The 14,980-nt window shown below is 43.3% G+C and carries 19 protein-coding genes; 14 read left to right on the forward strand and 5 right to left on the reverse strand.

The window, feature by feature from the left end; genetic code table 11:
- Positions 1-68 precede the first annotated feature (68 nt).
- On the forward strand, positions 69-599 hold the full coding sequence (locus M654_RS05270; RefSeq protein WP_026588594.1) for an HD domain-containing protein: 531 nt from the start codon (positions 69-71) through the stop codon (positions 597-599).
- On the opposite strand, the gene M654_RS05275 is transcribed toward M654_RS05270, so the two are convergent.
- On the reverse strand, positions 596-2,050 hold the full coding sequence (locus M654_RS05275) for an esterase/lipase family protein (RefSeq protein ID WP_026588593.1): 1,455 nt from the start codon (positions 2,048-2,050) through the stop codon (positions 596-598). The two genes, M654_RS05270 and M654_RS05275, sit on opposite strands and share 4 nt — an antisense overlap.
- A gap of 282 nt (positions 2,051-2,332) precedes the next feature.
- Between M654_RS05275 and M654_RS05280 the strand changes: the two genes are divergently transcribed.
- The 7 genes from M654_RS05280 to M654_RS05310 all read left to right on the forward strand — a co-directional run bounded on the left by M654_RS05280 (position 2,333) and on the right by M654_RS05310 (position 8,098).
- The gene (locus tag M654_RS05280; RefSeq protein WP_026588592.1) at positions 2,333-3,436 is read left to right on the forward strand and encodes an AI-2E family transporter; all 1,104 of its coding nucleotides are present in this window, start codon (positions 2,333-2,335) and stop codon (positions 3,434-3,436) included.
- Positions 3,437-3,492: 56 nt separating this feature from the next.
- A complete protein-coding gene (locus M654_RS05285; RefSeq protein WP_026588591.1) occupies positions 3,493-3,714 on the forward strand; it encodes a spore germination protein in 222 nt (73 codons plus the stop codon).
- Between the two features lie 75 nt (positions 3,715-3,789).
- Complete coding sequence (locus M654_RS05290) at positions 3,790-4,038, forward strand: YueH family protein (protein WP_026588590.1); 249 nt, start codon at positions 3,790-3,792, stop codon at positions 4,036-4,038.
- A gap of 88 nt (positions 4,039-4,126) precedes the next feature.
- Positions 4,127-4,525, forward strand: a complete 399-nt coding sequence (locus M654_RS05295; protein WP_026588589.1) for a YueI family protein — start codon at positions 4,127-4,129, stop codon at positions 4,523-4,525.
- Between the two features lie 152 nt (positions 4,526-4,677).
- Positions 4,678-5,229, forward strand: coding sequence for a cysteine hydrolase family protein (locus M654_RS05300; RefSeq protein ID WP_026588588.1), 552 nt, complete (start codon positions 4,678-4,680; stop codon positions 5,227-5,229).
- 17 nt (positions 5,230-5,246) lie between these two features.
- Positions 5,247-6,716: a nicotinate phosphoribosyltransferase gene (locus M654_RS05305; RefSeq protein WP_026588587.1), complete on the forward strand. Its 1,470-nt coding sequence runs from the start codon at positions 5,247-5,249 to the stop codon at positions 6,714-6,716.
- A 164-nt stretch (positions 6,717-6,880) separates the two neighbouring features.
- Entirely contained in the window at positions 6,881-8,098 is a 1,218-nt protein-coding gene (locus M654_RS05310) for an EAL and HDOD domain-containing protein (RefSeq protein ID WP_026588586.1), read from the forward strand.
- A 49-nt stretch (positions 8,099-8,147) separates the two neighbouring features.
- On the opposite strand, the gene M654_RS05315 is transcribed toward M654_RS05310, so the two are convergent.
- Complete coding sequence (locus M654_RS05315; RefSeq protein WP_026588585.1) at positions 8,148-8,477, reverse strand: YuzC family spore coat inner layer protein; 330 nt, start codon at positions 8,475-8,477, stop codon at positions 8,148-8,150.
- 494 nt (positions 8,478-8,971) lie between these two features.
- Here M654_RS05315 and degQ point away from each other — a divergent pair, with 494 nt between their 5' ends.
- The 6 genes from degQ (at position 8,972) to M654_RS05345 (ending at position 13,816) form a co-directional block, all read left to right on the forward strand.
- Positions 8,972-9,112 (forward strand): degradation enzyme regulation protein DegQ, encoded by a 141-nt coding sequence (degQ, locus tag M654_RS05320; protein ID WP_026588584.1) that lies wholly within the window; start codon positions 8,972-8,974, stop codon positions 9,110-9,112.
- A 186-nt stretch (positions 9,113-9,298) separates the two neighbouring features.
- The gene (locus M654_RS05325; RefSeq protein ID WP_026588583.1) at positions 9,299-10,180 is read left to right on the forward strand and encodes a polyprenyl synthetase family protein; all 882 of its coding nucleotides are present in this window, start codon (positions 9,299-9,301) and stop codon (positions 10,178-10,180) included.
- 8 nt (positions 10,181-10,188) lie between these two features.
- A complete protein-coding gene (comX, locus tag M654_RS05330; protein ID WP_026588582.1) occupies positions 10,189-10,353 on the forward strand; it encodes a competence pheromone ComX in 165 nt (54 codons plus the stop codon).
- 22 nt (positions 10,354-10,375) lie between these two features.
- On the forward strand, positions 10,376-12,682 hold the full coding sequence (locus M654_RS05335; protein ID WP_026588581.1) for an ATP-binding protein: 2,307 nt from the start codon (positions 10,376-10,378) through the stop codon (positions 12,680-12,682).
- Positions 12,683-12,768: 86 nt separating this feature from the next.
- A complete protein-coding gene (locus M654_RS05340) occupies positions 12,769-13,407 on the forward strand; it encodes a two-component system response regulator ComA (RefSeq protein ID WP_026588580.1) in 639 nt (212 codons plus the stop codon).
- Positions 13,408-13,426: 19 nt separating this feature from the next.
- On the forward strand, positions 13,427-13,816 hold the full coding sequence (locus tag M654_RS05345; RefSeq protein ID WP_026588579.1) for a hotdog fold thioesterase: 390 nt from the start codon (positions 13,427-13,429) through the stop codon (positions 13,814-13,816).
- Between the two features lie 40 nt (positions 13,817-13,856).
- Here M654_RS05345 and mnhG read toward each other — a convergent pair whose 3' ends face one another.
- The 3 genes from mnhG to M654_RS05360 are packed head-to-tail and all read right to left on the reverse strand — an operon-like array spanning position 13,857 to position 14,975.
- Entirely contained in the window at positions 13,857-14,231 is a 375-nt protein-coding gene (gene mnhG / locus M654_RS05350) for a monovalent cation/H(+) antiporter subunit G (protein ID WP_026588578.1), read from the reverse strand.
- Complete coding sequence (locus tag M654_RS05355; protein WP_026588577.1) at positions 14,215-14,499, reverse strand: Na(+)/H(+) antiporter subunit F1; 285 nt, start codon at positions 14,497-14,499, stop codon at positions 14,215-14,217. The genes mnhG and M654_RS05355 overlap by 17 nt, the downstream gene beginning before the upstream one ends.
- A complete protein-coding gene (locus tag M654_RS05360) occupies positions 14,499-14,975 on the reverse strand; it encodes a Na+/H+ antiporter subunit E (RefSeq protein WP_026588576.1) in 477 nt (158 codons plus the stop codon). The genes M654_RS05355 and M654_RS05360 overlap by 1 nt, the downstream gene beginning before the upstream one ends.
- Between the last annotated feature and the right edge of the window lie 5 nt (positions 14,976-14,980).

A 14,980-nucleotide genomic window follows, 5' to 3' on the forward strand; every position in this document is an offset into this window, starting at 1 on the left:
TGCCAGATCAATTGAGATTTGCGCGAAAATATGTTAGGATTCTAAAAATATATAAAGGAGGGGTTTACATGAGAAACGTAACATTAATGGATGTATTCACCCATCCCATTGCACAAAAATATTTGACTCGTTCAGGCGTCGCCCATGCCGTTGCCTGTGCTTTCCACGCATATCGTCTGGCGGTAAAAACGGGAATAGACCCCGATCTTGCGACAAAAGCGGCATTGCTCCACGATATCGGCCATTATGAATGGTATACGGACGGGGAGTGGGACTATGAAAAATACAAACAAAATGATATTCATGCCATTAAAGGAGCGGAGCGGGCCCACAAGCTTCTGATCCGGCTCGGCGAGGACCCGAAAGCCGCAAAAGAGATCGCTTTGGCCATTCTCCTTCATACCGATTCATACTTGCCTGAAGGCGATCTGGACAAAAACACGCTGCAGCAGATTGTCAAAAAAGCGGATGAACTCGATGAAGAGCCGGGCGGCAATCACCACTACCGCAAAATCGACCATAAGCTTGCGATCGAAAAAATCAAGCAGCTTGATCGGATGGTGGATCAAGCGCGTTTACCCATGAAAGAAACGGTTTAATCTGACAAAGGGTTATATTCAAACCTTTCCCCTTTGTCATTTACATAGACGGAACGGATGATCGTTCTGTTAAACGGCACGCGGTCAGCTGTTTGACCGGAAACATCGATCGTGACGGAATACATCCCCGCTTTTTGAACGTGCTGCAAGGCATGGAGTGAAGCGGAGCGGAGCTCTTTTTTCTCCACTTGCTTTCCATTTTGATAACGGATTGAGCGGACGGCCGTTTTCACATTTGCAAGACTTGACCCTTGTGCCTTAAATTCCTTTTCAATTTGCTGATCAAGAGGGGAGTCAAAGGTGACGACGAATAAAAAAGCTTCTTTCTGTTTGACGGAAGACGTTATTTTCCACTTGCCAGAGGCCGGATTTTTGATGACAGCGGAGTGAGCATATCCGCCCGCAAACACATCTGCTGTTTTGGAAAGGGAAAAATCTTTCGTCGCTTTGCCATGAGGATCTGTCAGTTTGATATTTCCCGAGGAATGATTGCTCAGCCAGTGAATGGTTATTTCTTCTACCCCTTTCTCCACCGCAAATTCTTCTTCTGTAAGGCCCTCATTCACCCCGCCTCTTATATAAGGATAGGACCTATTTTCTTTTGTCAGCTTGTTCATTTGCATGTTTTGATCAGTTCCCAATAAAGACTTCAATACAGGGAACGTCTCGCTTCCTTTAATGATGGAGAAATGATCCCAGCTGCCGGTGTCGAGATTAACGGCATATGGAAGCCGGGCATTTTTTTCAACGACGGCCCCGTCATTTGCGCCAAACATGTTTAAATAAATGCCTCCGAAAAACAAGACGCTCCCAAATCCGCCGATTTTATTGCCGGCGAGTGTAAAATACTCGGTTTTCTGTCTGTTGGGATGGCTGTCGATCTGCTCGCGGAATGCTTTCATATACCCGGTTTGCAAAGAATAGACCGCATCATTTTGCTGGCCTAAAATGTCCGCGAGCCATCCGGCCCAGCTGCTGTATGCAAGGTCGGCAAGCTGTGAACCGTAGTGGGGAGTCCCGAGTGTGATGACGTGTTCGACATAGCGGTAAGCATCATGGCGGATCAGGGCGGACTGGCTGTCAATCCCGCCTTTGCTGTAGGATATGAGAATCACTTTCCTGCCGAAATGATCATACATCTCGCGGAGCTTGGCAGCGAGGAGGGCCCCGTTATCATCCATGTCTTTATCGGGATGGAGATCGATAAAAGCCGTTTCATAACCGCTTTTCCAAGCCTGTTCCGCCATGTCGTTTTCATCAAACCAGGCAGCGGACGAGCCGTTTAAGCCGTGGACGAAAACAAGCGGCGGTTTTGCCGGATCGGGCTTTTCAACAGGATCGCCTGTAAACCAGTAACCAGGATCGCCTCCTCCGCCTTTAAAGCCCCCAGCATGTGAGCCGAGAGGAAACAAAAACAATAGAACAAGCAGCACCAGCGCCATTTTTTTCATAAAGTGTTCACCTCATGTTTTATTGTAAACGCTTTCATAATATTTTCTTGAAGTGCACTTTATTCCCAGCGGGTGAAAAAAATTTAGAAAATTTTCGAAAATAGCAGGCATATTTAAAGAAGACCAGATGCCGCCGGTCTTCCCATTGTTTTATTTGGTCTTTCTTTCCTTTAGATGAAACTCTTTTTCCTGTTTGTCCGTATTGAAGGATGAAAACAGTTGACAGACGATGGTGTCAATAGTACTTTTTAGAGTAATGAATAAACCGGGAGGAAACAAAGCTTGTTTAAATCAAAAACCCATTTTTGGACCGTGCAGATATTATTGATTCTGCTGATTATTTATGTGTCGACGAAGGTGACTTTTCTTTTCCAGCCGATTATCATATTTGCGTCAACATTATTTACCCCGATTTTAATCGCGGGCATTTTGTATTTTATATTTAACCCGATCGTACGGTTTCTCGAGAAAAAGCTGCCGAGAACGCTGTCCATTTTGCTGATCTATTTGGCGTTTTTGGCTTTCATCGGCTTTGTTTTATCATCTGTCGGGCCGATTTTTACAAAACAGGTGAGCGACCTATTCAGCAGCATCCCTGGATATGTGAAGCAGATACAGGTTTTTATTAAGCAATTATCCACTTCCCAATGGTTCACTTGGATGATGAATCAGGATTTCGTGTCGGTTGCAAAAATCGAAAACTCGATCGGAGAGTTTCTGACAAGTCTTCCTGAAAATATTACGGGAAGCCTGACATCTGTATTTGGCTTTGTCACCAATATCGCGCTAACCGCCGTGACCGTGCCGTTCATCTTGTTCTACATGCTGAAAGACGGTCATCGTTTTCCGAATCTGGCGGTCAAAATTCTCCCGGCCAATTACAAAAATGAAGGGCTGAAGATTTTTAAAGATCTGTATGATACGCTTGCGGCGTATATTCAAGGCCAGCTGATCGTCTGCCTTTTTGTCGGAACGGCTTGTTTTATCGGCTTTTGGATCGCCGGAGTGAAGTATGCGCTTATTCTCGGTCTGATTATTGCGGTGACAAACATTATTCCCTATGTCGGCCCGTTTCTCGGCGCGACCCCGGCTGTGATCATCGCGTTTCTCGATTCGACGACAAAAGCGATCATCGCGCTGATTATCGTTGTCGTCGTCCAGCAGACGGACGGCAATCTGCTCTCTCCGCTTATTATCGGAAAGCGCCTGAACACGCATCCGTTGACCATCATTCTCTTATTGATCGGCGCCGGCAGCTTCGGGGGGATTCTCGGCATGATTGTCGCGGTGCCTGCCTATGCTTTGCTGAAGGCTTTTACACTCAATATCATCAGGCTTGTCCGTTTGCGGCAGCGCTCCAAAAAAGAATCGGCCGAACGTACTTGAACGTTTTTTCCGCTTTCACATATCATGCAAATAAAATGGTGGGCGGAGGTGTGAAGATGCCAGCAATCGTTGGTCCGGTTTTGATCAGGACACTCGCTGACGACAGTGCAGCCTTTTTTGGAGATGTGTTTGCGATTTCCCCGAAATCGACGGATTTTTCCGGAGGAGGGGCGGGTTCTTTTTCAACAGGCGATTACAGCGTGGTTCATAGCGGAATCAGCAATACGGTCCTGACAGATGCCGATGTCTTGGATGGAATACAAGGCTTTAACGGCTGACAGCCTCTTTTAAAGAGGCTGTTTGTTTTTTATAGTATAATGGGAAAAAAGATGGATAGGGCAGGTGAAAGAGAGTTGAAAATAAGGAAAGCCAACATCATCAATCAAAAAGAAATGATCACAGATGTATATCTTCATGAAAACAAACAACAGTTTCATACGCTTGTGGCAGTGCCGCAATTGGAATGGAGCACGCTGATCTCATATGAAGAAGAAAAGGCGGAACTCATTCAAAAACTGAATGCTTCCTTGGCCAACATCGCAGAAAAAGAGGCCGCTGAAGAGCTTTCCCAAAAAATCGCGCATTGGGTGACGGAAATGTAGCCTTCAGTTTATGCTCTTTCGTTTCAAGGCATACTGATAAAAAGCAGCCGCAAATGTGTAAGCAATGATAAAACTGGAGGGTCTGAATGTGAGCGATCAATCAATGGATCTATATTTACAGCAGGGGATGCACGGACCACGCGAGACAAAACCGGATGAACGCCGGCTGTTTTTAGGTTCGCTGAGAGAAAGGGTGCTGATCGCCCTGACAAAGGGACAAGTGCTCCGCCAGAAAGCATACAACGAGGTGATTGAAGCGATCGGGGCACATGCCGATGCCGAGCTGCTATTAAACGGTGAGATCGACTACTCCCGCTTTTCGGCCTACATCAAGGAGGCGAACAAGCATGGAGTCCCATTTTCGATCGTATCTGATCATGAGACGGATACGCCGCTCGGACTGATTTTGGTGTCGAAGGATGCGGTGGAGAAGGAAACGATTTATATTCAAGATGATATATTTGAACGCTCGACGCTAAAAGAATAGGCGTCTGGCGCTAGCTTTTGTTTTTTTCTGAAAACGTGATAAGCCGCTTGTGGCGCGGCTTATCAAGGGTTTTCACTCGTTTTAAGCCATTCACTTGTCTTTATAGATAAGGTATAATGTTATCTATCATCCAAAAGGCAGGGAGGGCGGCAATGAAAAAAGCTCTTATTTGTATAGATTATACGAACGATTTTGTTGCCTCTGACGGCAGACTGACGTGCGGAGAACCCGGACAGAAAATTGAAGACGCCGTCGTGCGGCTGACGGAAGCGTTTATTAAAAACGGGGACTATGTCGTGTTCGCTGTCGATGCGCACGATGCGGAAGATCCGTATCATCCGGAAACACGCCTGTTCCCATCCCACAATGTGAAAGGGACAACAGGGAAAGACTTGTACGGAAATCTTGAAACGCTTTATCAAAAACACGCACACGACAACCATGTTTACTACATGGAAAAAACAAGGTATTCTGCTTTTGCGGGGACAAATCTTGAGATCAAGCTTCGCGAAAGGGATATTAAAGAGCTGCACTTAATTGGCGTTTGCACGGATATATGTGTGCTCCATACGGCAGTAGATGCTTACAATAAAGGGTTTGACCTTGTCATTCATCAAAAAGCAGTGGCTAGCTTTAACCCGGACGGACACAACTGGGCTCTTTCTCATTTTGCAAACACCCTGGGAGCCTCAGTGTCAGATTGAGGAAGGAGAAATGAAGGTTGGAACACCGGTTTACAGACGACAGTCTATCACTACACACAGACCTATATCAAATTAATATGGCGGAAACGTATTGGCGCGACGGCATTCACCAAAAGAAAGCGGTATTTGAGCTGTTTTTCAGAAAACTCCCTTTTGACAGCGGCTTTGCCGTATTCGCCGGCTTGGAGAAGGCGATCGAATATTTGCGTGATTTCCGGTTTACTGAAAGCGATTTAACGTATTTAAAAGAACAGCTGGGATTTAAGGATGACTTTCTCGGCTTTTTAAAAGATATGAGATTCACCGGTTCGCTTTATTCCATGCAGGAAGGTGAAATCGTCTTTGGCAATGAACCGATCATGAGGATCGAAGCGCCTTTGGCTGAAGCGCAGCTGATTGAGACGGCTTTGCTCAACATTGTGAATTACCAAACATTAATTGCTACGAAAGCGGCCAGAATCAAAAGTGTGATCGGAGATGAAACGGCGCTTGAATTCGGAACAAGGCGGGCGCATGAAATGGACGCCGCGATGTGGGGAGCAAGAGCGGCGATTATCGGCGGTTTTGATGCGACAAGCAATGTCCGCGCCGGCAAGCGATTTGACATTCCAGTCTCGGGTACGCATGCACACGCGCTTGTCCAAGCTTATCGCGATGAATACACAGCTTTTAAAAAATATGCGGAAACCCATAAAAAATGCGTCTTTTTGGTCGATACATATGATACGGTCCGTTCCGGCATTCCCAATGCGATTAAAGTAGCAAAGGAATTCGGCGATCAAATTGAATTTTCGGGAATCCGCCTTGACAGCGGCGACCTTGCCTATCTTTCCAAGAAAGCGAGAGCCATGCTTGATGAAGCCGGATTTAAGGATACAAAAGTCGTTGCATCAAGCGATCTTGATGAATACACGATCATGAATCTGAAAGCGCAAGGGGCGAAAATCGATGTCTGGGGCGTCGGAACAAAGCTGATCACCGCTTATGATCAGCCGGCGCTCGGAGCGGTTTACAAACTCGTGTCCATCGAAGAAAACGGTGAAATGACCGATACGATTAAAATCTCTTCAAATCCGGAAAAGGTGACGACCCCGGGCCTGAAAAAGGTATACAGAATCATCAATCAGCTGAACCACCATTCTGAAGGGGATTATATCGCTTTGGACTACGAAAAGGTCAATGAGCAGGAACGGCTTAAAATGTTCCATCCCGTTCACACGTTTATCAGCAAATTTGTGACGAACTTTGATGCCAAAGACCTTCACAAACCGATCTTTGAAAAAGGCAAGCTTGTTTATGACAATCCATGCATTCAAGACATTAAGCTGTATGTCCAGGAGAACCTTAATCTGCTTTGGGAAGAGTATAAACGGATCAGCAAGCCTGAGGAATATCCGGTCGATTTAAGTGAAGCATGCTGGAATAACAAAATGCAGCAGATTCACGAAGCCAAAATGAAAGCGAAAAAAGGTCTGGATCAAAGCTGACTCTGTAAACGATAGTTTTTACCATAACTCGGGATTGAAACAGATAATTTCTTCGGGGATTATCTGTTTTTCAATACGCATTTTGAGCGGTTTATCCATCCGGCAAAATCCGCTCATTGATCACTGAAGAGCAAAGGCGCCTCAGTCCGCTAGGGGGAAGATGAATGAGGGTATTTGTTGCCAGACAGCCAATCTTTAACCGAAAAGAGCAAGTTGTCGCATATGAGCTTTTATACAGAGGAAGTGAAGAGAACTTTTACTCTGGTATAGATGGTGACCAAGCGACGACGGAATTAATGATTAACAGCTTTTTAAATATAGGAATCGATAAGTTAACTGAGGGCAAAAAGTATTACGTGAATTTTACAGAGGGTCTTTTGGCATCAGGTTTGCCGACTTATTTTGATCCGGACCGGCTGGTAGTCGAAATTCTTGAAGATGTGCCGATCACCGTTGAATTGATTCAAAAATGCAGGGAATTGAAAAGACTCGGCTATACGATCGCCTTGGATGATGTTTGTTTAAAGCGCTTCGTCACTTGCGATTTGCTTCACCAGCTTTTGGAGTCCGTCGATATTTTGAAGGTCGATTTTTTCAAAACGACGCAGCAGGAAAGGCGGAGCATTTTGCAGTCGTGCCGGGCTCACCGCTTGATGTTTCTCGCCGAGAAAGTGGAGACGAGAAAAGAGTATGAACAGGCGGCAAAAGACGGATTTCATCTGTTTCAGGGCTATTTCTTCAGCGAACCGATTGTCATTGACGGCCACGATATTACATACCATTTTCATGCCTATTACGAATTGCTTCACGAGCTGAGTGAAGATCAGCCTGATATTGAAAAGGTCACGAATATCATTGAGCGGGATTTGTCGCTTTCTTATCAGCTGCTGAGGCTTTTGAATTCTCCCGCCAACAGGCCGACGCAAAAAATCAAAAGCATCCGCCAGGCGATCGTGCTGCTTGGGTTTAAAGAAATTAAAAGATGGATCTTCATCCTCTCTTTTAAAGATTTAACGAAGAAGCAAAATTCCAGCAAAAACGAAGTGGTTAAAATATCGCTGATCCGTGCCAAGCTGTGTGAACTGCTGGCGAAAAAAACACGCCGCTCCCAGCCATCAGCCTATTTGCTGACAGGCATGTTCTCATTTATTGACACGCTGCTGCATAAAGAGCTGAAAGAAGTCGTCAATGAACTGCCGCTGACAGAGGAAGTAGGTCAAGCTTTGCTCGGCACAGAAAACGATTACCTGAAAATCTTAAGGCTTGCGAAGTCGATCGAACGAAATGAATGGAATGATGCAGCTGAATCAGAAGGCATCACAAAAGAGGACGCATATCGATGCTACCTTGAAGCCATTGACTGGTGCCATAAGATCTTGTAAACAAAAAATTCCGGCTCTTCTCCCAGAAGAGGCCGGAATTTTTTTTGATTTAAGACCAGCGCAAAATCAAAAATATCCGACTGTTGGGGTTGATGAGCATGATCGTGATGCCGTCCGGATTAAAGGATGCATCAAGCCCGCTCCGGACGCCGGTTTGCCTGAGCAATGAAATAACGGTTTCCTTTTGGGAGCTTTGGGCGGCGGTCATGATTTTATGAGCCAGATCCCTGGAGGAAGAAAGCCTGTTTAAGATCGTATGGCCGTCGGCCAAGAGATTGCCCGCATCTTTCGCGGAACGGCGAAATGTACTTGTTTCGACTTCGGGATAGACCGGACGCCAATGGTAATAATGATACGGAAAACAGTATGGAGGATACACATTGAACACCTCTTTCTTTCATTTTACGGGTCCAATTGCGGTTTTTGCGGTGTGAGCCGGACGAATGGTTTTTTTCGGCTTGGATTTGCGCGGGGGTCTTTTGCGTTTTTTTCGGTGTTGTACCCGTCATTGCGTGCCGCAATATCTTAAGTTTTTCTATTGGAGGAAAGGTCATACTTTCGTTCTACACTCATAAAGCGAACAGATTTCACCTCCAGACATGATATATATAGGGGTTTAGCGGAATGTAAAATTTGAAAATGAATAAATCAATTAAAAATTTTATGTTTCATTAGGAATTGAGTACCATTGACACATCGTGTAAAATAGGTGTTATGGTCTATTGAAAGTTTGCGGTGTAACGCATGAATAGAAGGGCAACTTTTCGGTGAAAAAGAGACCAATTCCCTTTAAACTTGTATTAACAGATCAAATACCTATGACTCGTTCACTATACACAAATTGATTGATCTTCCAAAAGGAGTGTGGAATCGGTGGAAAAGCAACAAATTGAAGAATTAAAGCAATTGCTTTGGCGGCTGGAAAATGAAATCAGAGAAACAAAGGACTCCTTGCGCAAGATTAACAAAAGCATTGATCAATACGACAAATACACATATTTGAAATCCTCTTAAGAAGACTTGTTTTCAGACAAGTCTTTTTTTTTGTGCCGAAAACCAAAAAAAGGTTAAATTATTATATAATTGTTAAATAAAAAAAATGCTCTGTCAATCGGGAATTTGATTTAGTAAAATATTAAGAAAGGAGTGAGCACCATCTCTAAGCTTTTTTGTCTAGACCACAACAAAATCAAGCAAAGAATGAATCATTTTATAGACGATGACATTCCCAATCCCGACTTAAATCAGACTTTACGCTCCTTTGTAGATGCAAAGGACCAGTTGCCTTTCGCCGAGCTTGTTTTTTACCATTACTTTAGTTTCGGCGGCACGGACACCAAAGCGGCAGAAACGCTCGCAGCCGGAATTGAACTGCTGATCCTTTCTTTTGATATTTTCGATGATTTGGAGGATGAAGACAGCTTTGACGCACCTTGGATGAAGGCGAACCGCTCAATCGCCCTGAACGCGGCGACGGCTCTTTACACCCTCAGCATCAAAGTAATCAGCTCTGTTTCAAATGATCCTTTGTTTGTGCATAAGCTGATGGAATATGTATTGCAATCATCGCAAGGACAGCATGACGATCTTAGTGATAAGCCCGCCACTGAAGAAGAGTGTCTTGATATGATCCAGAGAAAATCTGGTTCGCTAATTGTTATACCATGCGTTTTGGGGACGGTTCTAGCCACAGGAGAATTCAATCCAACAGTTGAAGAATACGCCTATCAGCTCGGGATCGCCTTTCAAATCGAAAACGATTTTAAGGCCCTTTTTTATGATTCAAAAAGCGACATCGCTAAAAAGAAAAGAACGCTCGCATACTTATATTTGTCACGAAAATTTAATCAAGCTTCAATTGATTTGTTAAAAATATTTGAATACAAGGATAAAATTGCCGATATAGAAATAAAATGCTATAAAGAGAAATTGAAAGAAGCAGGCGTCACCCAATATATGTATGTCATGAACCAGCTTGCTATTCAGAAGTTTAAAAAAGGAATCGAAAAGTTGGAACTGGGAGAGAAAGAGAAGAAAAAACTGGTTTCTTTGATTTTAAATAAGTTTGAAAGGGAGGATTAAAATAAATCGTGCAGGAGATTGTAAGTTATTTAATCCAACATCCAGAGGTTTTAGAACAGATTATTAAGGGAAATGCCAGCTTGATTGGACTAGATCAAGATCAAATACTAAGTATAGTAGAAGGTTTTAAAGAATGGGAATCTATTGGAAGAAGAGTTCCTGTTTGGGGATAAATTTAAAATTAGGACGTTTAAAATGAAGTTTTCGTTGAAATTGATTTCGGTCGCCTTAGTTGCTATTAGTTTTATTTATACTGTTTTTGTTGTATTTCTATGCTATAACAACATGTTTGTAGGTGCATATTTAGAGTACAATTCTAAAAATCAGCTTGTTGTTGAATATGTTGAGAAAGATTCCTTAGCGGATTATACCGGTTTACAATCTGGAGATATCATTCTTGAAGTAAATAACGAAAAACCATCTACAAATGAACCAAAGAAAAGTATTCTGTCTGACGTTCGCTCATTGTCGATTGAAAGAAACGGAGAAATCATTACTACTGATACTAGAGAAACTATTATAAGCTATGATATCTTATTTACTGTTTTAATTCCGGTTGTATTTTATTTATTATGTATGTTATGTGTTTTTTTGATCTTAAAATCAAATAAAACTAAAAAACAAACATCATCTTTTTTGTTGATTTTATTTTTACTCGTAATTTCAATAGCATATGTTAGTATTGGCGGCGTATCAAGAGGTGATAAATTTAGTAGATATCTAAATTTGTTAACTTTCTTATCCATACCTGCTAGTTATTATCACTTTATACTTCAATATTTCAAAGAAGTTGGAGAAAAATTCTTCAGCAATAAAATGTTGTTGCTTTATATCTTGCCAATCCTAAACATCGTAATAGAAATTTTATATGATCTTTTTGGAATTCTTGAAGAGCCTATAACATATATCAATTTATTTTCGTTTTTTATTGGAATTGCTTTAGTTTACGCAGTTATTATTTATGGTTTAATTAAGTATAAGCATAATGAACAAATATATTTTCTGAAAATGCTTATGTTGGGAAATTTCTTTGGAGTCTTCCCTTTTGTAGTGTTTTTTGTTATTCCAATTTTATTAATTGGTGATTATATTTATTCTGCGGCAGTAGTTGCTCCATGTATATTAATTATACCATTTTCTTTAGTTTATCAATTTATCTCTAATAAAATTTATGATGTAGAGTTTTTGGTAGGAAGATTAAAATACTATGGGTTATTAGCAATTATTCCGACAATAATTCTGATATCGTCTATTAAGTTAATGAAATATCAAACAGGTGATTATTATGATTTAAGATTAGCTGTTTATATTTATCTTCTCATGCTCGGAGTCTTCTATTTAAAAGAAATCTTAGACTACCGCTTCCGTCTGAAGCGGTTCTCGGAGAAGTTCAATTATCAAGACAGCATTTTTAAATTTACACAAACGATTCGCTCCTTCACATCTTTAAACCAGGTTCTGTTGGAATTGAAGCAAACCATTTTAGATGTACTGGTTGTCAGTCAGGCGCATGTACTGAGGGTCAAAAACAATGGATCAATTTCCTTACTCGAAGGAGAAACGGAAGAATACCCGTGGATTCCGTATGAAAAAGAAGTCGCCAAGGTCATCACCGAAATCGGCAAAATCGTCGAAGTCGACCGCGGGTTTTTGATTAAAATCGGGGAGCGGGGCGGAACGTCGTATGTGATGCTGTGCCTGTCGGTTTTAAACACGCCTAGATTGACCCGTGATGAGATTTCCTGGCTGGAGACGCTGGCCTTTTATACGAGCGTGTCCTTGGAAAACGTGCTGAAGATCGGCGAGCTGATGGAGCATCTGGAAAATGTCAAACAAGAAGGGCCGAATCCGGCTTGGCTGAACAAGCTGATGTTTGCGATCGAGGAAAAGCAAAGGTCTGATTTGGCACGTGATTTGCACGATTCAGTGCTGCAGGACATGATTTCATTGAAGCATCAGGGCGAGATGTTTCTGGCCGATTTTGAAAAAGATAAAGTCTGTACGAATCAAATCCGGCAAAGGCTGATCAATATGAATGAGCAAATGTCCACCGTCATCCAGACGACAAGGGAAACATGCCAGGAGCTGAGGCCGCAGCTCTTGTATGATCTAGGCCTTGTTAAGGCGCTTTCCAAACTGGCGGCACAGCATCGTGAATCTTCGGCGATTGAAAAAATCCGCCTGAATACGGAAAAGTTTACAAAGGTATTGGATCTCGATACACAGCTCAATCTGTACAGGATTGTCCAGGAGCTCTTGAGCAATGCGGTCAAGCATTCAAAAGCTACTGAGGTGTTGATTATGCTTGTCTGCATTAAGGAAAAAGTCGTGCTGCATTATGAGGACAACGGCATCGGCGTCGATCAGGACAAGCTTTATCAAAACAGCGCAAGCATGGGGCTGTCAGGGATTCGCGAGCGCGTCCGTGCATTGAATGGAAACCTGGATATTCAAACGGCAGAAGGGAAAGGATTCAGAGTCGTCATTGAAATGGAATTGTAATGATTCGTTAACGATTTTGCTTGGCATCTGCCAAGTTTTTTCTATAAAATGGTGATAGGGCAAGGTAACGCAAAAGGGAGGAAATTATGAGAAGATTACTTGTGATCGATGATCATCCGGCTGTTATGGAGGGGACGAAGGCAATTCTTGAAACAAATCAGGACTTCATTGTCGATTGCCTCAGCCCTGAAGCCAGCGAACAATTTCTGACGAACCATGATTTTTCTGCGTATGACCTGATCTTAATGGATTTGAATCTAGGTGAAATCAACGGAATGGACCTATCCAAGAAAATCCTTGAGACCTGTTCATCATGCAAAATTATCGTATATACCGGATATGAGGTGGAAGATTATTTTGAAGAAGCGATTCGTTCAGGTATGCACGGCGCGATCAGCAAGACGGAATCAAAAGAAAAGATCATCGAGTACATATACCAGGTGTTGGACAATAAAATTGTCGTCGACTACGATTATTTTAAACAGCTGATTACACAGCAAAAGACGAAGACAAACAGCCAGCAGACCGAGCACGAGCTTTTGACAGAAAGGGAATGCCTGATTCTGAAAGAAGTTGAAAAAGGCTATACGAATCAGGAGATTGCCGATGCCCTCCATTTGAGCAAGCGCTCGATTGAATACAGTCTGACGTCGGTATTCAGCAAGCTGAATGTCGGCTCGCGGACCGAGGCTGTGCTGATCGCGAAATCCGAAGGTGTACTGTAATCAAGGAGGGACTTGTAGAGTGGAGACAAAGCACACACTTCTCGAAGCTTTAGGGATTGAACTGACGGAATGCAACAAGGAACGGTGTGTCGCCGTTATGCCTGTTGATGAACGGACGCGACAGCCTTTTGGCTATCTTCACGGAGGCGCATCTGTCGCGCTTGCCGAAACGGTCGCCAGCATCGGAGCATATCAGCATATCGATCCAAAACAGCAGGCATGCTTCGGACTTGAGATAAACGCCAATCACATCAAGTCCGTTAAGGACGGAACCGTTCAAGCTGTCGCAACCCCTCTTCATGTCGGGAAAACGACAATGGTGTTCAACATTGAAATTCGCGATGAACAAGACCGGCTCATTTGCATTTCAAGGTGTACGATGGCGGTCATCCAGCGGCCTTCATCATAACGATACGTTGTAAAAAAACTCGCCAAACGGCGAGTTTTCTTTATACATGTGAATCTTCCTTCTTTTTGCCGATTACATTCCGATAGCCTTCATAATCATCCTGCACGCTTTTCTCTTCCATTTTAACCCCCGTATTGTAGGCGGCCCTGGCGATCAGGTGGGCGCCCACCGGAGACGTCAGGAAGACAAAAACGATGCCGAGCAGCACTTTGGCTGTAATGATGCCGTGTAGCAGCCAGAAATAAAAGAACACGCCGAGGAGAACAGCGATGACTCCCAATGTGGCTCCTTTAGAAGCGGCATGAATTCTCGAATAGACATCAGGAAGCCTCAATGTCCCAAAAGAAGCGGCCAGGGAGATCAGCGCGCCCAATAAAATGAAAAAAGCGATCAACAATTTAGCGGCTTCGATCATTTTCGATAATCTCTCCCTTCTCAAGGAATTTAGAAAAGGCAACGGTCCCGATAAAGGCAAGAATACCGATCAAGAGGATAACCTCTAAATAGGCCGTCGTATTTAACAGGATGGAGACGAGAGCCGTAATTCCGATCAGATTGATGCCGATCGCATCAAGGGCCACCACTCTGTCCGGGATGCTCGGTCCTTTAATGACCCTCAGGACGTATAACAAAGTGGAGACCGCCAGAATACCGAGCGACAATTGCAAAATAAATTCAAACATCAGCGGCTTACCTCCTTAATGGCTTCTTCAAATGAATCGCGAATGTCGCTGATGGCTTTTTCGGCATCATCTATATCAACTGCATGAATATAAAGAATCGAACGGTCATCGGAGACATCGACGACTAGCGTGCCGGGTGTCAGCGAAATCAGATTCGCCAAAGTCGTGATTTCCCAGTCCTCTTTAAGGTCTGTCTTGAACGCGAAAATGCCCGGTTTATTTTTCAGCTTTGGCGACAGGATCGTCTTCAGAACGGCCACATTGGCTAAAATCAGCTCTTTCATGAAAATAAACAGCAGCCTGACAATCGCCCATATATTAATCAAATAAAAACGGCGGTGGAAAAAACGCCTCATCAAAAAGAGCGTGAACAATCCGATCGCGTAACCGATAATAAAGCTGGCAGCGGTGTAGTCGTTGTTTAAAAACATCCAGCATAACGCAAGAATAAAATTCAACAAGATTTGTAATGCCATGCGAT

Origin of the sequence: Bacillus sp. NSP9.1, assembly GCF_000465465.2 — a bacterium.
GTDB classification, from domain to species: Bacteria; Bacillota; Bacilli; order Bacillales; family Bacillaceae; genus Bacillus; species Bacillus sonorensis_A.